This window comes from Thermoanaerobaculia bacterium, from assembly GCA_035593605.1.
Classification (GTDB): Bacteria; Acidobacteriota; Thermoanaerobaculia; order UBA2201; family DAOSWS01; genus DAOSWS01.
Window position 1 is genome coordinate 19,758 of the sequence record DAOSWS010000016.1, and the last position, 26,132, is coordinate 45,889.

Consider the following 26,132-nt stretch of genomic DNA (forward strand, 5'->3'; position numbering starts at 1 on the left):
TCACCAGTGCGCGCAAAACCAGCCTTCGACAGGGCCGTGTTAGAATGTCGCCATATGGACATCCGCCTCTGCCCGAAATGTGAAACCGTCCATGGCGGAGGGACTTCCTGCCCTTCGTGCAGCAGTGGCCTCGTTCTCCAGGACGAATCTTTTTTTCTGGGGAAATTCGTCGGAAAATACCTGATTGACAGGCTTCTGGGAGCCGGGGGTATGGGTGTCGTGTTTCGGGCCATCCACACGACACTAAAGAGGCCTGCAGCCCTGAAAATTATCCTGCCCGAGCTTTCCGATGAGGGATTCCTCCAGCGATTCCAGAGGGAAGCGCAGCTTCTTGCCGATCTGAAACATCCCAACATCGTGGAAATCTACGACTTCGACGTGTCCCCCTGGGGCCCTCCCTTTTATGTGATGGAGTATCTGGAGGGGAAGAGCCTTCGCAGGGTCCTGTCCGACGGATCTTCCCCCATTCCCTATCCTGAGGCATGTTCCATCCTTCAGGATCTTTCCTCCGCATTGCAGTACGCCCATCGAAAGGGCGTCATTCACCGGGATCTGAAGCCGGAAAATATCATGCTGATTCCGCTGGAGGATCGCACCGTCGTAAAGATTCTTGACTTCGGTATTGCCAAAATCCTCACCCGTGCCCGGGAGGAGGCCTCCATTCTGACCCAGACGGGGGCAGTTCTCGGAACGCCCCAGTACATGGCTCCTGAGCAGGTCATGGGAGGAGAAGTTGGACCGGCCACCGATCAGTACGCCCTCGCTCTGATCACGGCGGAAATGTTGACCGGGAAGGCCCTTCGAGCAGGAAAGACCCTGGGAGAAATCATTTCCCGGGAATTCACCACTCCCCTCCCCCTTGAGACCCTCTCGAAGGAAGATCTTCCTCCAGGAGCCGGAGAAGCTCTTCGAAGGGCCACACAACCCGATCCTTCTCTCCGTTTTGAAGATGTGACGTCCTACATGCGCGCCTTCTGTGCCGAACATGTTTCCGCCGGTGAGGGGGCCACTTCCGTAGTGCGGAGAGATACGGAGGCCACCCCGACCATTTCCGTCCCGTCCCACCCCTTCCCGTCAGCAAAAAAGCGGCGCAGGTTCCCCTTTGTTCCTGTGGGAATTCTTATCCTGATTCTCGCCCTTTCGTCCATTCTCTTTCTGGTTCGGCCATGGAGCCGGACGTCTACCGAACCAGCGGAACTTCTTACTTTACTCGATACGATTGCCCTCCCTCCTGACACCGTTTCGATTCTCGGTTCAGGGGAGGGTGCCATCCTTCTTAAGGGATCGGGCTGCGTCTACCTTCTCGATCCTTCCAATCCAGCCATACCCGGACGTTTTCCACTCATGGAAGGGGAGCAGATCCTGGGCAGGCTCCGGGATGGGAGGCTGGCTACCCGGGAGGGAGAAACCGTATGGGCCAGAGATTTACAGCAGAATGAGCGCAAGCCGCTCTTTGAAGACCTGGAGAGCGGAAAGAACCTGCGTATCAATACGGATGGAACCTGGCTGGCCCTTTTTGATTCAGAGAACGTCACCCTTCTTTCTTCAGGTGAGACAAAACCCGTTCGTTTTGCGCCGGGTGATGGGGAAATCCTGGAGGTCACCGTCGGTTCCCGGTATGCCGCGATGGTTTCCCGGCTGGGCAGTGTCACCCTCATCGATCTACATTCCGGCTCTCCCGTATTTCGTGCGCCCTATCCGGAAAGCGAGGTTAAGACCCTCGCTCTGCAGGAAGCCTTTGGCCTTGTCGCCGTGGGCGGTTGGTACGACACCCTCTTTCTGGGCAGGGCAGGTGAGAATCGACTCTTTCCCGTGCTGACAACCCCGGGGATGACGCGCCATATTCAGATTCTGCCCGATCATCCCACCCTCGTGGCTGCAAAGGGAGACACCCTGACCCTCTACCGCCCGGAAAATCCCACCCCGACCATGTTGAATTTTGAAGGGAGGGATGTCCTGGATGCCGCCATGGTTGCAGAGGGACTTGCCATTGTTGTTGCCCGACCGCTTCAGATGTTTCTCTACCGATACAGAGATCTTTCGATTGCCACCACGATCTCCACCGGACCCAAGGAAATATGGGCTCTCGCAACCGGTGAGAAGGACTCCACGATCTATGCAGGGAATTCGGAGGGAACGCTCTTTCGGGTCAATCCTGAACATGGCGACATTGAAACGCACCCCCTCCACACCCAGGGAATCACGTCCATGGTTGCAGGGGGAGCTTACCTGGCTTCGGCTTCTGACGACAAAACGATCGCCGTCTGGAAGATTCCCGAAATGAACGTAATCTGGCGATCACGGGTCCATGACTACCTGATAAATTTTCTCTTTCTCAATTCCCACACTTCAACACTCTGGTCCTCCTCTTCGGATGGAACGGTCAAGGCGTGGCGCTGGCCTGGATTGGAAGACGCGGGCAGTTTTCCGATTGAACGGATCTCTTCCGCTGCCCTGTGGGTAAACCGTGAGGAAAACAAGGCCCTTCTGGGAACATGGGACCATCGAGCCCTGCTCTTGGAACGGACGGAAGGCAGTTGGAAGGTCATCGCCACCTATGCCCTCCCCTCCTCCGGCGGATACTCTATCGCGGCTCTTGAAGACAGAGGTCTGATCCTCCTCGTCGGCGTCAATCCCACGGGCCTCTTCCTTCTGGATGCACGCGACAATCAATTCTTCTCCCTCGACCCCATGGGTCTTACCCTCTTCTGGACAACACCGTATGATCAGGATTCACTGCTTGTTGGGGGAGAAAACGTTCTTGGCCTTCTTTCCTTTACGCGAGGGGATAGCGAGATCTCCTGCAAATCAGCCATCCGTTTTTCCACCGACCTCCACACACTCTTTATTGTCCTGAATTCTCAACCTGCGTCACAGATTATTGCAGGTAGCGGCAAGGGGGAAATTCACATTCTTGATTTGACAGATCAAAATATCCCTTTCGCGGCCACCGATCTTCACCCCCGGCTCCTGACTCCTCTGAAACGATCAGGCCAGTAAGGCTTCCAGGTAGGCTTCCGCCTCTTCCCTCCCCCCGTCAAATCCTTTAAGGATCAATTTTCCGTTGCAGAAAAGGGTCAAATCCTTCCCCTGAAAGGATCCCATCGTCATAATGTCCCCCACCTGCCTTGTGATCGAGACCCTGGTTCGAATGCGCTGAATCACCTCAGCTGAATGGGAGGGTTCAAGAAGGGCGATAAAATCCCGTTCTTCATTACAGGAGGGCTCCAGATCCCTCACGTATCGGGTCAGGCCTTTGTCAGAGTTTCCAGAGCTTCGAGGCACCGGTCAACTTCCTCTTCTGTGTTGTAGATGTACGGGGTGATCCGGATGGTGGCCGGGACGTTAAAATGGGAATGAAGGGGATGGGCACAATGCCGTCCGGATCGAACACAGATTCCCTGCGTATCGAGATAGGACGCCACATCATCTGCTGAATATCCATCCAGCGTAAAGGCGAGCGTTCCGATTGAATCTTCAGGATCGGGAACGGGAATCAGGGTACGCACACCGGGAAGCTGATCCAGTCCTCGGGTCAGCCGATCAAAGAGAACATATCCGTGTTCCCGGATAAAGGACCAGCCAACCTTTTTCAAGTACTGTATCGCGGTCTCCATTCCAACTGCGGAAGCGACGTTTGCCGTCCCGGCTTCGAATTTCCATGGCAGTTCGTTCCAGACGACATCGAGTTGATCCGATTCGGGGGAAAAACGAACCTCGGAGATCATGTCACCCCCGCCAAGGAAAGGAGGCATGGTGCGCAGGAGCTCTTCCCGGGCCCAGAGAACACCCATTCCCAATGGTCCAAGCATCTTGTGAGCAGAAAAGGCATAGGCGTCGGCACCGAGAGACACCACATTCACGTCGAGATGGGGCACAGCCTGTGCACCGTCAACGATGAGGAGGGCTCCCGCCCTGTGAACCAACTCTGCAATGGTACGGATGTCGTTGATCCTTCCCAGCACATTGGACACGTGGGGAAGAGCCACGATTCGCGGTTTCCTTTCCAGCTCCCGCTGCAGGGCTTCAAAATCGAGGGTCCCATCTTCACAAACGGGCAGAAGGTGAAGGTGGATCCCCATCCGCTCCTTCAATAGAATCCAGGGAATCAGATTGCTGTGGTGATCGGAGACCGATGCGACGACATGATCTCCGGGACGAAGATATTTCTCGGACAGGGATCGGGCGAGCAGGTTGAGAGCCTCAGTTGTATTTCGCGTAAAGATAACCTCCCGGTAAGAGGAGGCATGGATAAAGCGTGCCACGGTATGGTGAGTCCTGAGGTAGAGCTCTGTGGCTTCTCTGGCCAGCGAATAGACACCCCGGTGCACATTGGCGTTGGTTGTGGCATAAAACGCATGCTCCGCTTCGAGAACCGACCGCGGCTTCTGCGTGGTGGCAGCATTATCGAGGTAAACGAGCGTATGGCCATTCCGGGCCTGAGCCAGGATCGGGAAATCTTTCCTCAGGAGGTCAAGATTCATCGGAGGATTCAAACCGATCCTGCATGGTTTCCGCCAGCTCTTCTTCTTCAAGGGCATGGGCTTCGTCGGAAGTCAGCTCCGCAGGAAGCCACTCCGGCCCGGGTGGATGCTCTTCAAAATATTTCCGTATGGAACGGCGCAACGCACCGACGGCCAGAACACCGCAGTGGACTTTTACTGGAGGAAGGCCCCCCAGATCCTCGGCGATTTCCTTCCATGATGCAAAAAACGCATCCCGGAGAAGCTGGCCCTTCACCCGCTCGGTAAGAGCGGATGCTGTGGCGATATTAGACGCACATCCAAAGCTCTCAAATGAGATCGATTCGAGGTTTGCATCTTTTACCTTCAGGTAGAAGGTGATCATGTCTCCACACGCCATACTTCCGGCAGAAGCCTTTACGTCGGCATCGGCCATGGGACCCAGGTTTCGCGGATTGCGAAAGTGATCAAGCACCTGAGGTGAATAGGGGAGCGGAGAACGGGTCATGATTCCTCCCGGTAGGCACCGGATATGGTCCGAAGCCGGATGAGGCTCAGAGGAAAGGATTCCAGGATATGGTCCACATCCTCATCCGTTAGACAGCGGTGGACTTTCATCAGGATACTTCCATGCGCCTCTTCAAATTTGCGCCCCATAGCCATGAGAACGTGGGACGGTTGAAGAATCTTCCTGGAACAGGCACTTCCCGAAGACACGTAGATCCCCCGATCTGCCAGGTCCACGGTCAGGGCCTCTCCCTCTGCATGAAGAAAGGAGATATTCACGTTGTCGGATGCTCTCGACGTCCGGGGACCGTTCAGAAGGGAATCGGGAAGTGTAAGCAATTCATTCATCAGGCGATCCCGCATGGCATTCAGTCGTTCCAGCGTATGATCGAAATCGAAGAAATGGGCCTTTACCGCAGCTGCAAATCCGGCAATTGCAGGTATATTTTCGTCTCCCGGCCACAGGGGTTGGGTTGAATAGGCTCCTTCAAGGAGAGCGTTTACATTTTTCCGCTGTTTCACCCAGAGGCCGGCAACTCCGCGAGGTCCGAGAAGTTTCGTCGAGGAAAAGGTAGCCATGTCGAGATCGAGATCCGGGAGCCGAAGGGGAATCTTGCCGAATGCATCGGAAAGGTCAGAATGGATAAGAGCTTCCGGACTTCGATCCCGGATCAGCCTGATGATTTCCTTCATCGGCTGAATCGTTCCCGTCTCCGCATTGACCATGGCAATCGAGATAATCATGGTTTCTTCGTTTACCGCATCCTTCAACCGATCGAGATCGATCGTTCCGTCTGAATCCACTTTAATTTTATGTAAAGAAAAACCCTCCCGGGACAGACGTTCTGCGCAGTGGAGAACACTTAAGGGCTCGACCTGGGAGACCACCACGCCCCGGGCTGATCCCTTGCGGTTTCGAGTAGAACCGAGGATCGCCAGGTTGTTGGCTTCTGTCGTATCGTGGGGAAAGTGGAGACCATCCGCTGTCGGGAAGCCTAAAGCGTTTGAAATAATGGTTCCGGATTCCTGGAGGACCTGATAGGCTTCCCATCCCGGTGCGTGGGTCATTCCCGTATGGCCGTACCCCTCCCGGTTGAAGTAGGGCAACATGGCCTGAACCACGTCTTCAGCCACATAGTAACCATTTTCCACATCAAGAAAGACACGACGCTCCATGGGTATACCGTCCATTACAGAAAAGGCTGCGGGACCGGAACCCAGGGGGCCCGGACCCGGAAAATCCATCGAATTACTATAGACGATCGGCGTGTTCTTTTCAACACAGCGTTCTTCAGGGTTTCGTCGTTGGAGGTGGATGTCCTTCACCGCTCAGACAGAGCAGATCCTTCCTTCCTGAACCGGCAGGAGCTGCTCACGACGGAAATCTGCGCGCGGTCCATGGCAATCAATCCAGACTGGAAACCATTTGTGGAAATTAGGGAGAGTGTCACCGTCTCTCCGGCAATGACCCAGTCCCGGGCACGGTCCACCATACCCGGAAACAGTACAGGGATCCACAGGATCCTGAGCCCGGGGCCTCGTGTCTTTTTCATGGCATAAACCCGGAATTGATTATATCTGCCTATCCTTCCGGCTCCAACTTCATGTTGACAAATAACGGCCGATTCTCTAACATCTTTTCGTGCAGGGTACCATCATTATTCCAGCGAGGTTCGCCTCCACCCGTTTTCCCGGGAAACCACTGGCCCCCATTCTGGGTGTACCTATGATCGTGCATGTCGTTCGGCGCTGTACCCGGGTTCCCGGTATTGAGAGGGTTCTTGTCGCTACAGATGACCACCGGATCGCAGAAGCTATCCGCTCTGAGGGAGGGGAAGTCATCATGACCTCCCCCGATTGTCCTTCGGGGACCGATCGTGTGGCCGAGGCTGCTTCCGGCATGAGCTCCCCATGGTTTATTAATGTTCAGGGAGATGAGCCCCTGATCCCCCCTGAGAATATCGCACGGGTTGCACGCGCCCTCGCGGAAGGACGCCCCATGGTGACACTGGACTTTCCTCTGGAACCTTCCCGGGCGGAAGATCCTTCCATCGTTAAAGTTGTCACCAGCGCGGCACGTGAAGCACTCTACTTTTCCCGTGCTCCCATTCCATATCCCCGCACACCTGGAACTTTTTTTAAACATATTGGTATTTACGGGTACCGCAGGGATATTCTCGAAAGGCTGGTGACCCTGCCACCCTGCCCTCTTGAAATAACCGAAGGCCTGGAGCAGCTGCGAGCTCTCTACCACGGCATTCCCATTTACGTGGAACGTGCCGTGGAGGATTCCCTGGCTGTCGATGAACCCGATCATGTCGCGCAGGTTGAAGCACGTCTGCGTAATAAGGAGGAGTGATGGAAACCAAGTATATCTTTGTAACCGGCGGAGTCGTATCGTCCCTGGGAAAGGGGATTGCCTCTGCCTCGATGGGTGCCATCCTCGAAGCCCGGGGCTTTAAGGTCACCATCCAGAAATTCGACCCGTACATCAATGTCGATCCGGGAACGATGTCCCCCTTTCAGCATGGGGAAGTGTACGTCACGGATGATGGAGCGGAGACCGACCTGGACCTGGGACACTATGAACGTTTCACATCAACACGAACCTCGAAAAAGAACAACTTCACTACGGGACAGATCTATCAATCGGTCCTTCAGAGGGAGCGGAAAGGCGACTACCTGGGGGCCACGGTACAGGTTATCCCTCACATCACCGATGAAATCAAGCGTTGTGTCCGCGCACTGGCTGAAGATGTAGACATTGTCATCGTAGAAATCGGAGGTACCGTAGGCGACATTGAATCCCAACCCTTTTTGGAGGCTATCCGCCAGTTCCGGCAGGACGTGGGTGAGCGGAATGCAATCTTTATTCACTTGACCCTGGTTCCTTACGTATCCACGGCCGGAGAGCTGAAAACCAAGCCCACGCAACACTCCGTGAAGGAGCTTCGGGCGATCGGTATCCAGCCCGACATCATCCTCTGTCGTTCCGACCGTGCTCTTCCTGAAAACGTGAAGCGAAAGATCGCTCTCTTCTGCTCTGTGAGTGAGCGGGGCGTCATTGATGTACTGGATGCAGAAAATATTTACCAGGTTCCTCTTCAGCTCTGCAGAGAAGGCCTGGACAACCTCCTGGTCGATCTCCTTCGACTTCCCAACCTTAAGGGAGACATGTCCGCATGGGTGGACCTGGTTCAGAGGATCAGGAATCCTGAAGATGAAGTCACGATTGGAATTGTCGGAAAATATGTCCAGCTTTCAGATTCCTACAAGAGTCTGAACGAAGCACTCATGCACGGAGGCCTGGCCAACGGAACCCGGGTCCACCTTACCTGGATCGATTCCGAGAAACTCGAAGATGACGATTCCTTTCCGGGTGAAGTCTTTTCTGTGGATGGAGTCCTGGTTCCGGGAGGATTTGGCGTCCGGGGAATCGAAGGTATGATTCGAGCCATCACCGTCGCCCGAGAGAAAAAGATACCCTTTTTCGGAATCTGTCTGGGCCTGCAGACGGCTGTGATCGAATTTGCCCGGCATGTATGCGGCCTGGAGGAAGCCCATTCCACAGAGTTTCATGAAGATGCGACCCACAAGGTGATTTACAAGCTTCGGGACCTTCTGGGCGTGGACACCCTGGGTGGGACCATGAGGCTGGGGGCTTATCCATGCCGGCTTGAGGAAGGGACACTCGCCCGCGAGGTTTATGGAAAGGATCTGATTTCCGAACGCCATCGCCATCGATACGAAGTAAACCAGGAATTTTTGGACATATATCGAGAGAACGAGCTGAAGATTTCCGGTCTTTCCCCGGACGGAAAATTCGTTGAGATGATCGAACTTCCAAACCACCCCTACTTTGTCGCCTGCCAGTTTCACCCGGAATTCAAAAGCAAGCCCCTCGCACCCCACCCGCTCTTCTCCGCCTTTATCGGGGCGGCACTCCGGTACAAACGTTCGAGGTAATCCATGAAACGCATCCTTCTCTTTGCGGGACCCTGCGTGATTGAATCCCTTGATCACTCCCTGACCATGGCCGAAAAAATCCTGGAAATCACCCGCGATCTTCCTGTGGATTTCGTCTTCAAATCATCCTTCGATAAGGCCAACCGGACGTCCCTTGATTCCTACCGGGGACCCGGCCTGGATCGTGGTCTATCGATTCTGTCCACGGTTCGCGATCGTGTCGGGGTTCCTGTCATTACCGACATCCACCTTCCCGAACAGGCAGAACCGGCCTCTCAGGCCGTGGACATTCTCCAGATTCCCGCCTTCCTCTGCCGCCAGACCGACCTTCTCGTTGCGGCGGGAAGCACGGGAAGACCCGTCAATATCAAGAAGGGTCAGTTCATGTCCCCCGCGGATATGGGATACGCGGTCGAAAAGACCCGGACAGGGGGTTCCCAACGTGTCACCCTGACAGAAAGAGGAACCTTCTTCGGATATGGAAACCTCGTCGTGGACATGCGTTCCCTGGTTATGATGCGGGACCTGGCCGACGGAGTCATCTTTGATGCTACCCACAGTGTCCAGCTTCCCGGCGGTGCTGGCGGGAAATCGGGCGGATTGAGGGAGTTCATCCTCCCGCTTTCGAAAGCGGCAGCCGCCGTAGGAGTCGATGGCTTTTTTCTGGAGGTTCACGACCGGCCCGAGGCCGCTCTTTCCGATGCGGGAAGCCAGCTCGCGTTGAACGATCTTCCATCCTTTCTGGAAACGATTCTCTCGATCTGCAGCGCAGGGGAAAGACCGTGACCGTGGAACTGGGGAAGCGGGTCCTGAAGATTGAAGCCAACGCCATTCAGGATGTGGCAGAGTCTCTGGACGAAGCCTTTTCCCGGGCGGTCGATATCCTGGCGGACTGCAGGGGTAAAGTCGTGGTGACGGGGATGGGAAAATCCGGCATCATCTGCAGAAAGATAGCCGCCACCATGTCTTCCACCGGCACCCCGGCCATCTTCATGCATCCGGCAGAAGCCATTCACGGTGATCTGGGGATCATTGCTCAGGGAGACGTTGTCCTGGCTGTTTCCTACAGTGGTGAAACCGAGGAGGTGATTCGTCTTCTGGAATTCCTCCAGAGACAGGGGATCCTTCTCATTGCGATTACCGGAAATCCGGAATCGACACTGGGCCGCCATGCAAAGTCCCACATCAGTGCCCGCGTGTCCAAGGAGGCATGCCCGCTGAACCTCGCCCCGACCGCGTCGACCACAGCCGCCCTTGCGGTGGGAGACGCATTGTCGATCGCTCTTTCAATCCGAAAGGGGTTTCGGGAGGAAGATTTTGCCCTTCGCCATCCAGGAGGAAAGCTGGGTAAAAAACTGATGAGGGTCAGAGATCTCATGCACACGGGAGATGCGCTTCCCAGGGTTCAGCCCGGAACAAACATGAAGGATGTGATCTACGAGATGTCTCGTAAGGGTTTCGGAATCACGGCCGTTGTGGACGATCAGAACGCCCTCCTGGGCGTAATCTCCGATGGGGATCTGCGAAGGTTTCTTCAACGGGACAACGCGATCCTCCAGAAGACAGCAGGAGAATGCATGAAGGCAGGCGCGGTAACGATCGGCCCGGACATCCTTGCCTCGGAGGCCCTGAAACACCTGGAGGACCGGAGAATTACTTCACTCTTCATCACGGACGACCGGAAGGTGCTGGAAGGCATTCTCCACATACACGACCTCTGGGGAGTCGGCTTCTTTTGATCGTGTGAAGCACCTTCCCGTTCTCATCCTGATATTCCTTTCCTCCATCATCCGGGCGGATGATCTCCCCGTAATCCGCGAAATCTCTCTGATAAGGAATCCCATATTCGATCCCGACGACCCGGTGGAGAGGAGATGGCCCTATCGCCTCGCCAACTCACTTCACATCACCACAAAGGAGGGATTTATCCGCTCTGCCCTTCTTTTCAGAGAGGGAGATCTTTACGATCCGCTTCTCCTTGAAGCAGCCGAGCGCAGGCTCCGGAATACGGGCTTTTTCAATCCCGTGTCGATCACGGCGGTTCCCCTCCCCGATGGAAATGTCCGTGTCGAGGTTCGGACAAGGGAAACATGGACTCTCAACCCGGGTGCCAGCTTCTCCAGTTACAGCGGGAACAATTCCATCAGTTTCGAGGTGGAGGAATCAAACTTCCTGGGCTGGGGAAAGAAGGTGATTGCCCGGTGGGAAAATTCGGTGGAACAGGAGCGTGGATCCATCCACTATGAGGATCCCGTCTTTCTGAGCGATCGAAACCACCTCACCGTGGGATTGTGGAAGACCAGCGACGGGGAAGGACATCAACTCTTCTACCATAGACCGTTTATGACCCGGAAACAGGGTGCTTCATTCAGGGCCGGGTTTTTGAACAGTGATGATCGCGTTCTCCTGTACTGGAAAGGAGAGGAAGCCCTGGAATTCATCCTTCACAGGGACTGGGCCGTTGTAGAAGGAATGATCCGCCTCTGGGGTCAGGGGGACAGGGTTCTGCGGGGTGGGGGCGGATTCAGCAGTCTCGAAACTTCTTCCTCAACCTGGGAAGACCACGGGGGTGACCATCCCTTTGTCCTGGATCGACCCAGAAAGGATCGGCTCGGTTTCTTCTCCCTGGAGTACATGCGGCAGCGATATCTGAAAACCCAGGGGCTCTATGCCTTCCAGCACGATGAAGACACCCTTCTCGGTCCCAGGGCCCGTTTTGGTTTCGGATTTTCCGAAGGCGGCCGAATGTGGATCTACTCCGATGCTGAAATCGGCTGGGGTACTCCCAGGCATCAAATCCTGGGAAAGGGGGTCCTGAACCGCGAAATGGGAGGCGACCGGAGGACCTTTTATCTGGCAGGATTCCAGGCAGCGCACCAGTGGTCAACCTCCTCCACTTCGATCATGGCGGTCCGGATGGATGGATACCTTCACCCTGCGGGAATGGAGGTCCTGTACCTTGATGCCGAGGAAGGGCTGCGGGGCATACCGTTCCGGAACCAGGCCGGTACACGCCGGGCACAATTGACTTTCCAGCACAAGGTGCTGCTTTTCACGAATGTGCTTCACCTCATGAACATTGGAGCCGCCGGATTTGCGGATATCGGCAAGATCTGGGGTCTGGAAAGAAACTTCGACGAAGCAGAGATTCAGCGAACCATTGGCGTAGGCTTGAGGATTGAAAGCCTTCGCTCCGGATTCGCAACCCTTGCCCGGCTCGATCTTGGTTATGATTTAAAAGATGGCGGCTGGGAAATATCCATCACCACCGATGAGTGGTTCGACTGGCGCGTCGGGGGTTATTTGCCTGACGAAATGGAAAGCCCGTCCCATGCGATGTGGTGGGTGGGCCGCTGAAGCATGGCCTGCAGATCTCCCATCGTCTGTCCGGAATGACCCACATGGGTAAAGACCAACCTCTCAATCCCCAGCTCGTCTGCCCGTTGAACCGCTTCGTTCATCGGCCAATGATTGGGCAGAGAACGATCGGGTGAGGATCCGTCGGTCACAAGAAGGTCAATCCCCCGGATCCGGGAAGCGGTGGGCCGGGGAAGGCAGCAAATATCGGGAGCATAGAACACCGATCCATCCATGAGGATTCCCGAGGTGGGTGTTCGAGGAGAATGTTCAACTTCCAGAAATTCAATGTCATAACCTGCAATCCGGACCGCACGTCCGGGTATCACCTCACAGTATTCAAGGGGAAGATCTCCATGAACCTTCCGCACGGTGTCCAGCGTATCCGACAGGGCCCATACCCGAACCCGTCCCCATGAAAGATCGGCATAGTCAGGACATAGATCTCTCAGCCCGAGAATATGATCATGGTGACCGTGGGTCAGCAGGACATCCGACAGGATCGGGTGTCCTGCGCGAGCCCATTGGATGGAAAAGTCGGTTCCGCAATCGATGAGAACTCTTCGATCGAGAAGGATAGAGGATCTCGTCCGGGAATCCCTGGGATCAGGGGAGAGGCACTGAGGACATGTACAACGGGGCCGGGGAAGGGCCCAGGCTCCCGATGTTCCCAGGAAAGAAAAGTGGATCATGCCACCTGGGCGGCGGAAAGAAGCCTGGAGAACCTGGCAGGATCGACATTTTCCATCTGCAGATAATTCTGCTCCAGCTCCTCGACGGTGAAGAGATCCAGCCCGCTGTTATGGAGAAAATCTTTCCGCAATTCGATCTTACCGGTTTCCATCATCTCCGGCAGGATTTCACCCAGGTAGAGGGATTCCATCTGGAGATGGTGAATTGCTTCGAGGATCAGACGGTCAGATATTTCCTCTCCCAGCTGCTGGCGTACCACTTCCCTGCGGATTTCCTTCACGAAGGCTTCAAGGCCATGCTGTGTCGAGAGGCCGGCATATACGTGCTTGATACGCTCCCGGGCAATCTGAAGAACGACACTGAAAAAGCGTTCTTCCGTGGTTACTTCGGAAATGAGATGGACCAGTTCCTGCAGTGTCATTTCATTATCGGAAATCCGAATCAGACCCTGCTGAACAAGCTCCAGTTTGCGCCGGCCATACCGGGGAAGATAGGGGTTACTGAAAAGAGGCTCGATAAAGAGCTCATCAAAAAGCTGGGATTTCAGATCATTGAAGATTCTCCGGTTATTCACGAGGGACCGGATATTGGAGTCTTCAATTTCGACGTTATCCATAAAGGCCAGACGGTTGATCAGTGCGGCCGTGGCATCAAAACGGTCCAGATAGGTCACAACATTTCCAAAAGATTCCAGCAGCTGGAAATCTTCGGTTTGCGCCACACGTTCGTCAATGAGACGTCCGACATCCAGCAGAATTTCTTCGAAGGCATTGTTATGCTGTTCAACGGAAATCTGCTTTGCTTTTAAAAGCGCGATAAGTTCTTCTTCGGCCACCTCGTGGGTAAAGGGGCCGCTTTCGATCAGGAAACCCTCCAGAACTTCCCGGGTCTTACTGAGATAGGGAGGCTCTTCCACTGTCTTCAATGTGGTCTTTCCCGAGAAGAGAATATCTTCCAGGGTGTCGAAAATCGTGGACGGTACGTTCTGCCGGAGTGCGATCGTTCTCAACCTCTGGAGGCGAGCCTGGAGGGAAGCATCCAGCGCTCCTTTTCGACGACCCTGCATGAGCGTCTGACGATACTCACGAATGATTCGAGCGTTATCCGGATTGTGATAGATAATATCAATCTTGATTCGCTCCTGCTGATACGAATCGACCCGATCCGACACCTCTGAATATCGTTCCATAATTTCCGGCGGAAAACCCCGGTATTCCGAGTAAATCTGTCGACAGAGCTTCTGATAGGCTCGATTGGGAAGGTGGACAAAACGAAAAAGAAAAATATCCGTACCCTGTTCCTGCAGCGATTCCCTCAGCTCCCGCATCAGGTCGACATCGTGCTCCTGGCCGACATCGGCACTGCGTTTCAGCAATTTCCCTATACATTTGAGCGTCATCTCCTGTCGTTCCACAACGGATCGCCCTGCATCGTGGTCAGCAACAAAGAAGAAGTAATTACTTACCGCATGACCGTTGAGAAAGATGCGCTCGTAACTTTCCTTCCCGGAAGTTCGGGTCGTAAAGTAGATTTCATCGGTTTCTTCATCCTGGAACGCGCCGTAAAAGACAAGCCGGTTTGTGACATCCTCGGTGAACATGTCTTCAGGAGGAATCTGTGTCCCGAACATATAGGCGTTAAACGCGCCCCCATTTCCGTTGTACTCTATCCCTTCCGCCGTCATACGCAGGTGATTCATATCTGAAAAAAAACAGACTTCGCCTTCCATCTGCTGAAGGAAGAACCTGCGATGGATGTCAGGCCCCGTAATCGTAGCGAAAAAAGCAACGTCCTCGTGAACGTGACCGTGGTAGGAAACCGAACGGATCATTACCGCAATTCTAACATGGAAGGATGCGCGTTACGGTCCTCTGGGAATATCGGCCTGAACGAATCTGTATTCAATGGATATGACGAAATACCCATCAGTTCAAATTGGAAATTTCCAGTTGCGGATCCTGAATGGAGGTTCCTTCAGCCTGGACGGAGGCGCGATGTTCGGAGTCGTTCCCCGAACGATGTGGTCCCGTGAAGAACCGCCTGACCCTTTGAATCGCATCCGTCTTCATTGTAACTGTCTCCTGATTTCGAGGGAGAATGACCATGTTCTGGTGGAAACCGGAATGGGATTTTCATGGACAGAGAAGCAGCGCCATCGGTTCGCCATTGACTCTGGTTCCCTCGAGCAGTCGCTGGAAGATCTAAACCTTCAGGTTTCATCCATCACCCATGTGGTGAATACGCATCTCCATTTCGATCATGCCGGGGGTAACTTTATCAATCTGAACGGCGAAAGTGTTCCCCGGTATCCCCGTGCTTCATACTATGTTCAGGAAAGGGAATGGACTCACGGTTTGAATCCGACATGGAAGGACCGTGCAAGCTATCGAAGCGAAGATTTTGAAAAACTTGAACTCCGGGGACAGCTGGTACGGCTGGAGGGTGCATCGGAGATCATTCCCGGAATCCGTGTCCTCTCTGTCGGCGGGCACAGCCCCGGTATGCAGCTGGTTGAAGTCAGGGACGGCAGCGAACGGGCTGTCTTTCTTGCAGATCTGATCCCGACCCGCCACCACGTGCGCCTTCCATGGCTTATGGCCTATGACAGCTATCCCATAACGACACTCCAGGTCAAGGAGAACCTCCTTCCCGAACTTGCAGAAGATGGCAGCCTTGTGGTTCTTTACCATGATAATCGTTTCCCTATGGGCCATATCCGGCGGGAGGGTAACGATTCATTTCAATTCATTTATTTGCCGATTTTCAATCCGGAAAACTGAATCCGGCTGTATACGATCACTCCTTCAGGCGAAGCTCTCCAATCGGGGCCAGAAATCCCTCCGAAGTCAGGGCATAGATGCCATAGGTCGTTGAAGTCGGCTCTTCGCTTGGATCCAGCAGATGGAATGACATCGGTTCAAGAGCATGGGGAACCGCGGGAAGCATCGAAGCCAGACCGGTAACAAGCGTGTCATCCACGACTTCTGATTTCAGAATAACCCAGGATTGAACGTCCTGCACCGATTCCGCCCGGAAGGACACCTGGAACTGATCGCCTTCCAGTTCAAGCTTCGTGCCCTCCACCCGGGCCGGGTACCGTTCCAGCGGTGTGAGCTGGACCTGGCTGTTCTCTGACAAAGGGAGATCCGCCGTATTAAAGAAAACCATCAGGAAATCTTCCAGGCCTGAGAGGGGAACGCGGATTCCTGCGGTAAGAGGCCTGACATCCACGTCCGCGACGGGGAATCGATACCTCACGATCAGGCTCCCGCGAACCCCTGAGGGTTCGGTAACGGCATCCAGAACAACACCCTCTGCAGATCGGCGGCCAAGATCCCACCGATGGACACGGATCGTAAGCGGATCGGGGTTGTCGAACTGAAAGATCTGAGGCTGAAGAGGGAATGCATGGATGGATCCGGGCTGAAGAAGAGGCATCCATTCATCGATCATGCGAAGGGCACGGGATCGGAAAAGAGAACCGATCGTATCCTGGCCGCCGCCGAGGAGAACCTCGTTAATGGCTTCGATACTGCGGCCCGGTCCATTCGTGCGGTCTGCAACCCAGATTCGCCCCAGTACGGTGAGATCCTGTTCTATCAGACTGTCATAAAGAGTTCGGAGAACCAGGTCTTCCGGCGTGGCCCCGCCCATTTCAAAGGAGGTACCTTTCAGCAACGTCGCCAGTGTCGCATCACGATGAAGGGGAAGCGATGCGGGATCCAGAAGATCCAGCACGAGGGTGTAGAAAACGGGCATGACGTGGGAAAAATCCCTGGGCTCAGGAAGGATCGCACGAGAAATAGATTCATCCATGGTGAGAACCATGACTCCATCTCGTATCGCAAGATCATCCGGTATCGGAAACCCGAATTCATTCAGATGCTGTTCGGCTTTCTGAAACCATGGGTCCCAACTGACAGGACCGGAGTAGTTCATCGCCTGGAGTAAGCTGGAAAGGCCCAGAACCATCAAAAGAATAAGATTACGACGCATGAAAAGCCTCCCGACAAGGTTGCATACTATTCCTAACCTTCATTCGCAATCGGGTTATTCCTGCCAACGGACCGGTCAACATCAATCCCTTATACGGACTAACACGACCGATGTGTTGTCATGGCCTCCCATCTTGTTTGCCGTTTCAATCAGGCGATTTGCCTGTTGCTGGAGACTCCCCCCCTCTCGAAGCAGGGATGCAATCATCTCATCCTCAAGCATGGTGGTAAGACCATCCGTGCAGAGAAGGAGAAGATCACCCGGTTCAAGGGACATGGAGGCGATATCGACAGAGACAACAGAGGCACCCCCAAGGGCACGGGTGATTACATTTCGGAGTGGATGACGGAGCGCTTCTTCCGCGGTAAGGCTTCCAGCATTGATCTGTTCCTGGATCCAGGAGTGATCTTCAGTTTTCAGATAGAATTGGCCATTTCTCAGAAGATAGAGGCGACTGTCCCCTACATGTGCATAGATCGCTTCATCATCCCTGAGAAGTATGGCAACGACGGTGGTCCCCATCCCGGCCAGGTTTCGGTTCTCACGGGAGTGCCGGTAAATCATCCCGTTCGCAGCCATGATGGAAGCCATGAGCCGTTGCCAGGGTAGAGGAAATTCCTTCGGTGTCGGGAAGGGCCACGTAGGTTTGCTGACCTCAGCTGATTTCTGGATGAACTCCCGTATTGACTCTACAGCAAGATGAGAAGCAATTTCACCGGCGGCATGACCGCCCATTCCGTCCGCAACGAGGTAAAGGTTGAGATCATCCTCCACCAGGAAGGAATCCTCGTTATTCTGCCGGAGCATCCCTGTATCCGTCAAACCGAAGGTTTCGATTTTCAGGGTCACCGATTGGTCTTTCTCACGTTATATAACCGCTTGGCAGCCTGACGCACCGGATCGGGAACATCCTTTTCACTTGTCAGGTCTTTCAAATCCTTATCATTCATGCGGGGCAGCAGTCCCAGAGAAACGCCTACCGGCGTATGGGGGTTATAGATGACCTGTCTAACGATGGGGTACTTTCTCATCCACTCGCGACGCTGTGATATCAATCGCATCACCTCGGCGGGCACGTCCCTCATTCCGGAGATGACATTGATTTCCGACTCCGTCACCTTTGGACTCATGACAACTGCCGCCTTTACAAGTTTATTCGCATCCCGAATCAGAATACCCCTGGCTTCCTTACTGCCCTTCAGCGCGACTTCCACCTTCTGCGGTACGGTCATTTTCAAGACCGTCTGGTAAAGCGTGGCCTCTTCCTCATCCGCCAATTCTTCTCCCGTCATATTCAGATCGGAAAAGAGCATATCGTCCGGGAGCGAAGTCATTCCGAACGTTTCAAAAATTTCCTTTGGAATTTCAAACAGATCTTCCCCGAAGGTATCCTCGGTGAACTCTTCCGATTCCTCATACTCCTCCCCAAACATCTCCTGAGGAATCTCTTCTCCCGGCCCCGGGAAAATTTCCTGTGGAACCGGTTCTTCAGGATGATCCTGTTTAAAAAAATCCTGTCGGATTTCCAGGATCCTTCGCTTTGCGAATGGATCCAAAGAAGGATTGGATTCCAGGGCCTCAAGAATTTCCGGATGATCAATGATCTTTCCAACATTTGTGATGATAATTTCCTGGAGTGCCGAAGGAACACGGGAAGCCAGGAAGGCAACTGTCTGAATGCTCACATTTTTATGCCGGAGAACCTTCTCCATCATGGGTGTCGACCGCAGATACTGTGCCAGAACATTGAGGTCTTCAGCCTGCAGGTCGGGATTTTCAACATGCTGTTGAAGAAGCCTCGGGGGTAATCCATTCAAAGTGGAATTTGCCTGATTTCGCAACACCTCATCTTCTCCATTCAAAAAAATGAGAAGAATGGAAAAAAGACTATCGGGATCAACAGGAAAGAGTCCCTGTGCGAGCAGACTCATGATGTTCGGAGGCAGTGATCCTTCACGTACGGCCTGAATCAAATCCGATGCTGATCTATGCTCACTCAACGTTCATGTCCTCGATTCCTATGGTCACATCCAGCGGCTGTCCATCTCTTCCTTGAATGGGGTAAGGTTCCCCTCCTCGCTCCACCTGAACCGCGCCTCCATCACCGGCTCGAAAGGCAAGCGATTCTCTCAGAGAGTAGCTCAGGCGATCTCCCGGCTCCTTCACACCTTCAAACACCTTTTTCCCATCCAGCGTAATGGTAATCCAGCATCGTCTCAGGAACGTGAGATCAATTCGGGTGGGTTCCACCACAGGTACAGTCTTTGCCGTGGCAGGTTCAGGCTCAGGCTCGGTTGGCCGGATGGACGTCTGATTTTCAGGAGTTTCCACCCCGCTATTCTGCAGGGATTGAAAAAGAAAGACAAGGCCGAAGATTCCGACAAGTATCGTGCAGACAATAAATACCCAGAAGAAACCTTGATTTACAGGGTTTCGGGACACTGCCCTTCCCTTTCGTTCCGCCGTTCCCCGCTCCCTGCGATATAACTCCACGGCCTCTTCGCTTTCCAGTCCTACAATTCTGGCATATTGCCGAATAAAAGCCCTGGCAAAAACTTCATTCGGGAGAAGTTGGAAATTATGTTCCTCAATGGCCCTGAGATACCTCAGGGCGATATTTGATTTCCGGGCGACATCCTCAAGGCTTATTCCTTTCGCCTCCCTGGATTGTTTGAGGATCGTCCCCACGCGGTCGGATTCCTGGTGCACCCATTCATGGTAGTGGTATAATTCAACTGTGTCAAGGTACTTGATTTTCATGACTTCCAGCATCTATTTCCTGATAATTCCTCATGATGAAATCCCGGTTCAAAACCCCTGAACGCCATCCCGGCGGGCTTCCCTTCAAAGACCCGCAAGCGATCCGATCATGAATCAGAATCGGCGCCTGAAAGAATGAATTTTCCCATCATCCTATCTCTTTTTCTGATTCTGGCTGTTTCCGTATGTTTTGGAGGGGGACACCTTCAGGTGCATTCCTGGGCACTGGCTGTCGCCTGCCTGGGTACGGCCCTTCTAGTCCTCCGCATAAGAGAGATTACTGCATCCATCAAAGGGTATCTGCTTCCTCTGGGAACCTTCCTGATCATCATCCTCCTGACCTCCATTCCGGCCCTTCACCTTTCGTATAGTCCCCTGAACTCGTCGATTTCCCTGGCTCAGATCCTATCGGCCCTGGCCTTCTTTATCGTCGGAACCGAACTCGCTTCCCGCAGCCGTTCCAGCCGATTTCTCTTCTTTCAGATTTTTCTTTACACCATGGCATTCCTGACGATCCTATCCTGGGCTCAGACTCTGGCCGACCCCGACCGGTACCTCTTTATCTTTCCCCTCGAGGTTACGACAAAGCCCTTCGGTTTCATGCCCAATAAGAACCTCTTTTCTGCCGTGGTCAATCTCATCCTCTTTCCACTCGCAGGTGTTACGGCTGTTCTCTGGTCCTCAGCCGAAGCCCGCAGATCGGGAAAACATCTCCTTGTGACCTTTCTGGTCAGTCTGGTCGCCATCATTCTCCTCGTAAGCCGAAGCGAAGGAGCCATCCTTTCCGCGGGGGGCGCTCTGGTGATCTTTTTCCTGAGCCGCAGAAAGGAACGCTGGATCCGTGCGGTCGTCATCATGCTTGCCGTATGCCTGCTGAGCGGCTATCTCTGGATCAAGTTCAGCCATGGAAAGGCGGAGGATCTTCTCAGTCGACTTGAATTTTACCGAAGGACCGCTCACATCATGCTGGACCATCCCATTCTGGGAACCGGTCTGGGAACCTACGGTCTTGTGGCTCCCCGGTACCAGCCAGCCGAAGGGGGACGGCTCCTGGACAAGATGCATAATGATTACCTTGAGCTGGGGGTTACAGGGGGTCTGTCTTCTCTCCTGATCCTGATTCCGGCCCTGCTTCTGATGTGGCGATCCCGGGCTGTCCTTGCAAATGGAGGCATACGCACGGGGACCTATCTGGGACTCTTGGCTCTGTCCTTTCACGCCATGGGAGATTTTCCCTTTAACAGCCTGATCATTACATGGATCGCCGCACTCTATGCCGGTTCCCTGCTGCGGCGTGATCGCTCATCCTTGCAAATTCCCGCCTGGATCCGGTTTCCCCTATGCCTGCTTGCCATTCTCATGGTCGTACTCCTGGCCCTGCGGGGATTGGCCATAACCTCAGGTGGCCGGATTCATCCTGAACTGGCTCCCGAGGTCGTCACCCACCACCTTCATCAGGAAAACCTTGAAGGTGACTGTGGTACCTACCTTCCCCAGGCCATGAAATCCATGCGGATGAATCCGTATCATGCCCCTCTGCGGGCGGAGATTGCACGGTGTATGGATGCGCTGGGCGACCCCGAAGCTGTCCCTATGATCGAAGAAGCCTCAAAACTCGAACCCTACAACGTTCAGATTCTTCTTGTGGCCGCAAAGTACACCTACCTCTGGGGCGACCGGGACAGGGCCCTCACTCACCTCGCCTCCGCACGGGCCGTAAAGGAATCCGTTCCTCTCTTTATCCCCATGTCGAAGGAGGAACGGGACGATCTGATCATTGAAAGCACCCGGAAGCAGGCCATTCTCCACCCGTACCATCAGGCTGCCATCTATTCGGCCGCCGCCTCACAGCTGCAGCGCCTTGCCTCCCCCAGAACATGGCCCTTCCTGCGGGAATCTTTGGAACGGTTTCCTCTGGAACCCCGGCTCCTGGACCTCGCAGCAGGATTCACCGCAAAAAAGAAGCCGGCAAGATCCCTGCGGTTCGCAAGAATGGCCTATGATCTCGATTCCACCTTTTATCGGGCCTTCAGGATCGCCAGCCAGTATCGAACCCTCAATGATTCCCTGCGAGCGGAAGAGTGGTTTCTGAAAACGGTCGCAGAATGTGAGACTCCTTCCAGATATGCGCCTCTTGCCCCCCGGTTTATTTCCGAACCTGCGCGCGCTCTTCGTCTCATGGAGGAATCCTACTCCACAGATCCTGCCTCGTCGCTGGCCGTTGCCATTGGCTTTCAGCGGGAGAAAGAAGAATTCTATACCGAGGCCAGGAAGTGGTATATACGGGCGATCGACCTGGATCGTCAATACGGACCGGCCTATCGAAAGCTTTACGATCTGGGCCGAAAAACCGGTGATCTGCTTCTGTCTTCAAAAACACTACAGGATGCTCGGGCCCGCCTGCCCGGGGAAACGTTTTCTAAATATTTTCCTGAAATTAAAAGGGAAGCGGACAATGAAGCCTGATAATCAGGCTCTTGGATGGTGCTGGAGATAGATCCGCTTAAGACGTTCCTGCGTAATGTGGGTATAGATCTGGGTTGTGGAAATATCCGCATGGCCCAGCAGCATCTGGAGAGAACGCAGGTCCGCACCGTTCTCCAGCAGGTGGGTGGCAAAGGAATGGCGGATTACATGGGGTGAGAGTGGTTTCGTCAGGCCGGCCTGGCGTGCATAACCCTTGATCAGCTTCCAGAATGCCTGCCGGGTGAGCGGGGTCCCTCGATTACTCAGAAAGACCTCTCCCCTCAGCCGGCGGTTGAGACGGGGGCGGGCCTCTTCCAGGTATCGACCCAGCCATTGTATCGCCTGGGTTCCAAGGGGAATGATCCTTTCCTTCCCTCCCTTTCCCATGACTCGAACCAGTCCCGGATCCAGTATGACCATATCCAGATGAAGCCCGGTGAGCTCGGAAACCCTCATTCCCGTGGCATAGAGAACCTCAAGCATGGCCCGGTCACGAATCCCCTTCATTGTGCCGATTTTTGGAGCCGAGAGAAGGTTTTCCACCTCTTCAGGCGTAAGAAATTTAGGCAATACCTTCCAAAGTTTGGGAGATTCCACGGTATCTGTGGGATCGTCGGCACGATGATCCATGACAACAAGAAAACGGAAGAACGATCTCATGCTGGAAAGCAGGCGGGCCAGGCTCCTGGGGGCAAGATGATCCTGGCGTGCAGATCGAAAAAACTCCCTCACTCCGGTTTCATCAATCCCGGACGGGGTGACCCTGGCTCGTTCCCCCCATTTCCTGAGTTTGCCCAGGTCACGAATGTAACTTTCTACCGTATTTTTACTAAGCCCCCGCTCCAGCCCGAGGTGGTCCTGAAAGATCGCGATCGCTTCGTCCCAGTTCATCGGTCTGACCGATCGAAAGAAAGGGCCCCCGGATCAGGCAGGGGGATCACAACGCTGACACCCACCCGATGGGTATCGTACCCCTTGTTGCTGGCACGGCTGATCAGGCTGTGACTGTAATGGGCCAGTCCGTAGTGAGCCAGGATTTCCATATCCTTATTTTTTACGATCGTCAGTCCCAGCCGCATCTGGGGTGTCCATTTAAAGGGATATTCAAACCAAGTAACCGGGATATTGTTCACCATGGGACCGATTCCGAATTCGGCAAAAAAACGCCTGTTACGATATCGGATTCGTGAAGCGAATCCAATGGAATATGAATCCCCGTATCCTTCAATATCGAAGGAATGGCCGTCGAATGTGAAGTACAGGTCCCAGAATGGACTGAGTTTCCAACCCCGACCCGCGCTGAACTCCATGACCCGGGAGGGTTCGTCAATATCTCCCGTAAACCATAGGGACGTCCAGCCCCGGCTGAGGGTAACCTGAAAAAACGAATCCCTGGAAGAGAAATCCAGTGCTTGCAGAGGTGCGGCCATCAGAATCAGAACAAGAACCAGACGCATCAAGGTTTCTTTCCTTCGCAGGTGAGAGCCTGGATGAGTTCGGAACGATCGGGGTATTTCTGGAGAAGATCATCTCTTTCACCGAGAACCAGGTCCTGAAAGTGAAATCCGGGAGCCATGGTTGTGCCCAGAAGAGCGAATGTCCCCCCTTCGCGGACTCTGGAGCCCTGCCAGGTGTTTGCAGGGACACAGATCTGCGGCTGCATGCCTTCGAATAGATCGTTTCCCAGAAGCATGATTTCAGATTCCCCGGGTCCCAGGAGGAGCAGCTCGACGGGATCCCCAAGATAAAAGTGATAGACCTCGTCAAAGGGAAGTCGGTGGATTCGGGACGGGGTCCCGGGAGTCAGGAGGAAATAGATCGCTGTCGAAAGGGGTCTGCGGGGTTTCCCATCCGAAATCCATGTGCTCGCAGAACGATAGGTTTCCCGGTAAAAGCCCCCTTCACCGGGAAGAGGCTCAAGGTTCAAAAGCTCGAGAAGTCTGGAAACATTCATACCCTCAGGACGGACGTGCCAGCTTCCCCTGGTCGTAACCCCGATCAAGGAACTGGTAAAAGTGAGAACGGGTGGACGGATCCAGGTCTTCATATATCATACCCATACCCTTCAAGCCCTCCCGCTGCGAATCTGCATGGCGTGCTACAGCAGCTTCCCCGGCGATATCAATTGGAGAATCCGGTAGTCGGAATTGAAAATCGACCCGTGTACCAACCGGATAATAGATCGGAGTCCGGACAAGCATGCCCGACCGGGAAAGATTCACAGTCTGGCAGAAGAGTACCCCTTTTCGATAACTCATCTGAACATGGAGCGTGATAAGAATTCGGCTTGAAATACGCGGTGCAATGTGGGTAAGGTTTGCGATGATCCGTTCCAGTTTGTCAAGGCTGGTACTCTCGGAAATCACTTCGTTCAACCCTTTCCCGAGAAATTCTCGATGGAATGTCACCTGGTCTTCAGGGACCATGGCCACGATGGAACTGGAACGGGAGGGAGACCCCTCACAGCGAAGAATGTTGAGAGACTCCTCAAGCTGATCTCTTCCTCTCAGGTTTCCGAGAATGATCAGGTCAAAATGTTCCTTCCGTGCAAGTTCCAGCGAGTCGGCAAGCGTGTCCGGCCGTTCTGTCTGGAATGTCGAGCGGGAAAGGAGGCCCGGGAGAGGATCCTGAAGAGGGCTGATCATGCCGGCCAGCAGGATTCTCGTCTCTCGGATTCTGGACTCTTCCATAGCCGGAATCTCTTTTACCCGTTCCCTACACGATTCGGAAGGGAAGGCTCCGATTGGACATGCGCCTCAGGCGCTCTTGGATTCCGAGGGAATCGTAACGTACTCAAGAGCTCCAGTGGGACAGAAGGGGACGCACTGTGGATCTCCGCCGCAAAGATCGCATTTGTGGACAATTCTGAAATCGTCGTCCCATTTCATGTTCCCGAAGGGACATGCGGCGACACAGGATTTACAGTTCTTACACTTGCTGTAATCCACATCAATTGCTCCCGTGGCTTCATTACGAATCAGAGCGTTGGAGTTACACGATTTCACACAGGCGGCATCGACGCACTGAAAACATACGATCGGCGTACCGGCTTCAACACCGCGACGGATGATGTTGATACGGGTCTGCCCCGCTTTTCCATCCTTTCCATGGGCAAAACCGCAGGCCAGTTCACACTTGCCGCATGCGATGCATTTATCAACGGTAACGGTATAGAGTTTCATCGTCTCCTCCCCTACTTCAAGAACTCTGCGAACTTACGGGCATATTTCTCCCGCTTGCAGGCGTCACAGAGTGTGAAATACTCGATCGGAATGTTGCACTTTTCCACAAAGTACTTTCCGTACGCCGCAGTCCAGGTCGGTTTTCCGCAGGCCTCACAGTGAGTGGGGGTCTTCAGGGATTTTTTCTCGGGAGTGGTCATGCTTTCCCTCCTTTTCCCAGCGCATAACCTCGATCGAGGGCTTTGTAGTTCAACTGGATGATCTTATCTTTTCCTGCAAAGGTTTCATCGATTGTGGCCTTGAGGCTCTCGATGGTCACCATGTCCGTTTTCCCTGCAAGGGCACCCAGAGCGACCATATTGGCCGCCTTGGGGCTTCCGCATTCGATGGCAATCTGGTTGGCAGGGATGTAGAGGACATCAAGGTCTTTGCGTTCAGCCTTCCGGTCAATCAGGGACGAGTTGATCAGGAGAAGCCCGTCTTTTCGGATCATGGGCTCAAATTTATCCAGTGACGGACGGTTCATGGCGATCACCACTTTTGGGGAGCGCACTACCGGTGATCCAACCGGATGGTCGGATACAACTACCGTGCAATTGCAGGTTCCTCCCCTCATCTCGGGACCGTAGGATGGAAGCCATGAGACTTCCTTCCCTTCCTGCATGCCGGCATACGCAAGCATCTTTCCGATTAAAAGGATTCCCTGACCTCCAAAACCGGCCATAATAATATCGGTCTGCAT

Annotated in this window: 26 protein-coding genes; 8 read left to right on the forward strand and 18 right to left on the reverse strand. The window is 54.0% G+C overall.

What is annotated here, in order from left to right:
- Window positions 1-54: 54 nt before the first annotated feature.
- A complete protein-coding gene (locus PLD04_09160) occupies window positions 55-3,000 on the forward strand; it encodes a protein kinase (GenBank protein HXK68499.1) in 2,946 nt (981 codons plus the stop codon).
- Here the strand turns inward: PLD04_09160 and PLD04_09165 are convergent.
- The 5 genes from PLD04_09165 to PLD04_09185 form a co-directional block, all read right to left on the reverse strand.
- A complete protein-coding gene (locus PLD04_09165; GenBank protein HXK68500.1) occupies window positions 2,989-3,285 on the reverse strand; it encodes a hypothetical protein in 297 nt (98 codons plus the stop codon). The genes PLD04_09160 and PLD04_09165 overlap by 12 nt on opposite strands.
- Window positions 3,249-4,484, reverse strand: coding sequence for a SufS family cysteine desulfurase (locus PLD04_09170; GenBank protein HXK68501.1), 1,236 nt, complete (start codon window positions 4,482-4,484; stop codon window positions 3,249-3,251). Before PLD04_09170 ends, PLD04_09165 begins: the two co-directional genes overlap by 37 nt.
- Window positions 4,474-4,971 carry an iron-sulfur cluster assembly scaffold protein gene (locus PLD04_09175; protein ID HXK68502.1) on the reverse strand — a complete coding sequence of 166 codons (498 nt, stop codon included), beginning with the start codon at window positions 4,969-4,971 and terminating at the stop codon, window positions 4,474-4,476. Before PLD04_09175 ends, PLD04_09170 begins: the two co-directional genes overlap by 11 nt.
- A complete protein-coding gene (locus PLD04_09180) occupies window positions 4,968-6,215 on the reverse strand; it encodes an aminotransferase class V-fold PLP-dependent enzyme (GenBank protein HXK68503.1) in 1,248 nt (415 codons plus the stop codon). The genes PLD04_09175 and PLD04_09180 overlap by 4 nt, the downstream gene beginning before the upstream one ends.
- 77 nt (window positions 6,216-6,292) lie before the next feature.
- Window positions 6,293-6,523 carry a hypothetical protein gene (locus PLD04_09185; protein ID HXK68504.1) on the reverse strand — a complete coding sequence of 77 codons (231 nt, stop codon included), beginning with the start codon at window positions 6,521-6,523 and terminating at the stop codon, window positions 6,293-6,295.
- A gap of 89 nt (window positions 6,524-6,612) precedes the next feature.
- Here PLD04_09185 and kdsB point away from each other — a divergent pair, with 89 nt between their 5' ends.
- Genes kdsB through PLD04_09210 form a run of 5 tightly spaced genes read left to right on the forward strand, consistent with a single transcriptional unit; the run spans window position 6,613 to window position 12,293 of the window.
- Entirely contained in the window at window positions 6,613-7,329 is a 717-nt protein-coding gene (kdsB, locus tag PLD04_09190; GenBank protein HXK68505.1) for a 3-deoxy-manno-octulosonate cytidylyltransferase, read from the forward strand.
- Window positions 7,329-8,936, forward strand: a complete 1,608-nt coding sequence (locus PLD04_09195) for a CTP synthase (GenBank protein HXK68506.1) — start codon at window positions 7,329-7,331, stop codon at window positions 8,934-8,936. Before kdsB ends, PLD04_09195 begins: the two co-directional genes overlap by 1 nt.
- A gap of 3 nt (window positions 8,937-8,939) precedes the next feature.
- The gene (kdsA, locus tag PLD04_09200) at window positions 8,940-9,722 is read left to right on the forward strand and encodes a 3-deoxy-8-phosphooctulonate synthase (GenBank protein ID HXK68507.1); all 783 of its coding nucleotides are present in this window, start codon (window positions 8,940-8,942) and stop codon (window positions 9,720-9,722) included.
- Window positions 9,719-10,675 carry a KpsF/GutQ family sugar-phosphate isomerase gene (locus PLD04_09205; protein HXK68508.1) on the forward strand — a complete coding sequence of 319 codons (957 nt, stop codon included), beginning with the start codon at window positions 9,719-9,721 and terminating at the stop codon, window positions 10,673-10,675. The genes kdsA and PLD04_09205 overlap by 4 nt, the downstream gene beginning before the upstream one ends.
- Before the next feature lie 4 nt (window positions 10,676-10,679).
- Window positions 10,680-12,293, forward strand: coding sequence for a POTRA domain-containing protein (locus tag PLD04_09210; GenBank protein ID HXK68509.1), 1,614 nt, complete (start codon window positions 10,680-10,682; stop codon window positions 12,291-12,293).
- On the opposite strand, the gene PLD04_09215 is transcribed toward PLD04_09210, so the two are convergent.
- Together PLD04_09215 and PLD04_09220 are read right to left on the reverse strand one after the other, a co-directional pair.
- Entirely contained in the window at window positions 12,236-12,985 is a 750-nt protein-coding gene (locus PLD04_09215; protein ID HXK68510.1) for an MBL fold metallo-hydrolase, read from the reverse strand. The genes PLD04_09210 and PLD04_09215 overlap by 58 nt on opposite strands.
- Window positions 12,982-14,817, reverse strand: a complete 1,836-nt coding sequence (locus PLD04_09220; GenBank protein HXK68511.1) for a TIGR04442 family protein — start codon at window positions 14,815-14,817, stop codon at window positions 12,982-12,984. Before PLD04_09220 ends, PLD04_09215 begins: the two co-directional genes overlap by 4 nt.
- 163 nt (window positions 14,818-14,980) lie before the next feature.
- On the opposite strand from PLD04_09220, the gene PLD04_09225 reads away from it, so the two are divergent.
- Window positions 14,981-15,766 (forward strand): MBL fold metallo-hydrolase, encoded by a 786-nt coding sequence (locus PLD04_09225; protein ID HXK68512.1) that lies wholly within the window; start codon window positions 14,981-14,983, stop codon window positions 15,764-15,766.
- Window positions 15,767-15,782: 16 nt separating this feature from the next.
- Here the strand turns inward: PLD04_09225 and PLD04_09230 are convergent, their stop codons facing one another.
- From PLD04_09230 to PLD04_09245, 4 genes are all read right to left on the reverse strand, one after another.
- A complete protein-coding gene (locus PLD04_09230) occupies window positions 15,783-16,982 on the reverse strand; it encodes a hypothetical protein (protein HXK68513.1) in 1,200 nt (399 codons plus the stop codon).
- Window positions 16,983-17,063: 81 nt separating this feature from the next.
- Window positions 17,064-17,831 (reverse strand): Stp1/IreP family PP2C-type Ser/Thr phosphatase, encoded by a 768-nt coding sequence (locus PLD04_09235; protein HXK68514.1) that lies wholly within the window; start codon window positions 17,829-17,831, stop codon window positions 17,064-17,066.
- Entirely contained in the window at window positions 17,828-18,913 is a 1,086-nt protein-coding gene (locus PLD04_09240; protein HXK68515.1) for a hypothetical protein, read from the reverse strand. Before PLD04_09240 ends, PLD04_09235 begins: the two co-directional genes overlap by 4 nt.
- Window positions 18,914-18,974: 61 nt before the next feature.
- A complete protein-coding gene (locus PLD04_09245; protein HXK68516.1) occupies window positions 18,975-19,742 on the reverse strand; it encodes a DUF4115 domain-containing protein in 768 nt (255 codons plus the stop codon).
- A 135-nt stretch (window positions 19,743-19,877) separates the two neighbouring features.
- On the opposite strand from PLD04_09245, the gene PLD04_09250 reads away from it, so the two are divergent.
- A complete protein-coding gene (locus tag PLD04_09250) occupies window positions 19,878-22,208 on the forward strand; it encodes an O-antigen ligase family protein (protein ID HXK68517.1) in 2,331 nt (776 codons plus the stop codon).
- Window positions 22,209-22,211: 3 nt separating this feature from the next.
- On the opposite strand, the gene xerD is transcribed toward PLD04_09250, so the two are convergent.
- The 7 genes from xerD to PLD04_09285 all read right to left on the reverse strand — a co-directional run bounded on the left by xerD (window position 22,212) and on the right by PLD04_09285 (window position 26,132).
- Window positions 22,212-23,099 (reverse strand): site-specific tyrosine recombinase XerD, encoded by an 888-nt coding sequence (xerD, locus tag PLD04_09255; protein HXK68518.1) that lies wholly within the window; start codon window positions 23,097-23,099, stop codon window positions 22,212-22,214.
- A complete protein-coding gene (locus tag PLD04_09260) occupies window positions 23,096-23,665 on the reverse strand; it encodes an acyloxyacyl hydrolase (protein ID HXK68519.1) in 570 nt (189 codons plus the stop codon). Before PLD04_09260 ends, xerD begins: the two co-directional genes overlap by 4 nt.
- Window positions 23,665-24,162, reverse strand: coding sequence for a cupin domain-containing protein (locus tag PLD04_09265; GenBank protein ID HXK68520.1), 498 nt, complete (start codon window positions 24,160-24,162; stop codon window positions 23,665-23,667). Before PLD04_09265 ends, PLD04_09260 begins: the two co-directional genes overlap by 1 nt.
- Before the next feature lie 4 nt (window positions 24,163-24,166).
- Window positions 24,167-24,898, reverse strand: coding sequence for a PilZ domain-containing protein (locus tag PLD04_09270; GenBank protein HXK68521.1), 732 nt, complete (start codon window positions 24,896-24,898; stop codon window positions 24,167-24,169).
- 66 nt (window positions 24,899-24,964) lie between these two features.
- A complete protein-coding gene (locus tag PLD04_09275; GenBank protein ID HXK68522.1) occupies window positions 24,965-25,390 on the reverse strand; it encodes a 4Fe-4S dicluster domain-containing protein in 426 nt (141 codons plus the stop codon).
- Window positions 25,391-25,401: 11 nt separating this feature from the next.
- Window positions 25,402-25,590 (reverse strand): hypothetical protein, encoded by a 189-nt coding sequence (locus PLD04_09280; protein HXK68523.1) that lies wholly within the window; start codon window positions 25,588-25,590, stop codon window positions 25,402-25,404.
- Window positions 25,587-26,132: a 2-oxoacid:acceptor oxidoreductase family protein gene (locus PLD04_09285; protein ID HXK68524.1), complete on the reverse strand. Its 546-nt coding sequence runs from the start codon at window positions 26,130-26,132 to the stop codon at window positions 25,587-25,589. The genes PLD04_09280 and PLD04_09285 overlap by 4 nt, the downstream gene beginning before the upstream one ends.

Coding starts and splice junctions, on each gene's coding strand:
- PLD04_09195 (HXK68506.1), top strand. CDS start 7,329: ATGGAAACCAAGTATATCTTTGTAACCGGCGGAGTCGTATCGTCCCTG.
- kdsA (HXK68507.1), top strand. CDS start 8,940: ATGAAACGCATCCTTCTCTTTGCGGGACCCTGCGTGATTGAATCCCTT.
- PLD04_09185 (HXK68504.1), bottom strand. CDS start 6,523: ATGAAAAAGACACGAGGCCCCGGGCTCAGGATCCTGTGGATCCCTGTA.
- PLD04_09230 (HXK68513.1), bottom strand. CDS start 16,982: ATGCGTCGTAATCTTATTCTTTTGATGGTTCTGGGCCTTTCCAGCTTA.
- PLD04_09250 (HXK68517.1), top strand. CDS start 19,878: ATGAATTTTCCCATCATCCTATCTCTTTTTCTGATTCTGGCTGTTTCC.
- PLD04_09180 (HXK68503.1), bottom strand. CDS start 6,215: ATGGATTTTCCGGGTCCGGGCCCCCTGGGTTCCGGTCCCGCAGCCTTT.
- PLD04_09285 (HXK68524.1), bottom strand. CDS start 26,132: ATGCAGACCGATATTATTATGGCCGGTTTTGGAGGTCAGGGAATCCTT.
- PLD04_09260 (HXK68519.1), bottom strand. CDS start 23,665: ATGCGTCTGGTTCTTGTTCTGATTCTGATGGCCGCACCTCTGCAAGCA.
- PLD04_09215 (HXK68510.1), bottom strand. CDS start 12,985: ATGATCCACTTTTCTTTCCTGGGAACATCGGGAGCCTGGGCCCTTCCC.
- PLD04_09160 (HXK68499.1), top strand. CDS start 55: ATGGACATCCGCCTCTGCCCGAAATGTGAAACCGTCCATGGCGGAGGG.
- PLD04_09170 (HXK68501.1), bottom strand. CDS start 4,484: ATGAATCTTGACCTCCTGAGGAAAGATTTCCCGATCCTGGCTCAGGCC.
- PLD04_09265 (HXK68520.1), bottom strand. CDS start 24,162: ATGAATGTTTCCAGACTTCTCGAGCTTTTGAACCTTGAGCCTCTTCCC.
- PLD04_09275 (HXK68522.1), bottom strand. CDS start 25,390: ATGAAACTCTATACCGTTACCGTTGATAAATGCATCGCATGCGGCAAG.
- PLD04_09175 (HXK68502.1), bottom strand. CDS start 4,971: ATGACCCGTTCTCCGCTCCCCTATTCACCTCAGGTGCTTGATCACTTT.
- PLD04_09240 (HXK68515.1), bottom strand. CDS start 18,913: ATGAGTCTGCTCGCACAGGGACTCTTTCCTGTTGATCCCGATAGTCTT.
- PLD04_09245 (HXK68516.1), bottom strand. CDS start 19,742: ATGAAAATCAAGTACCTTGACACAGTTGAATTATACCACTACCATGAA.
- xerD (HXK68518.1), bottom strand. CDS start 23,099: ATGAACTGGGACGAAGCGATCGCGATCTTTCAGGACCACCTCGGGCTG.
- PLD04_09280 (HXK68523.1), bottom strand. CDS start 25,590: ATGACCACTCCCGAGAAAAAATCCCTGAAGACCCCCACTCACTGTGAG.
- PLD04_09270 (HXK68521.1), bottom strand. CDS start 24,898: ATGGAAGAGTCCAGAATCCGAGAGACGAGAATCCTGCTGGCCGGCATG.
- PLD04_09225 (HXK68512.1), top strand. CDS start 14,981: ATGTTCGGAGTCGTTCCCCGAACGATGTGGTCCCGTGAAGAACCGCCT.
- PLD04_09220 (HXK68511.1), bottom strand. CDS start 14,817: ATGATCCGTTCGGTTTCCTACCACGGTCACGTTCACGAGGACGTTGCT.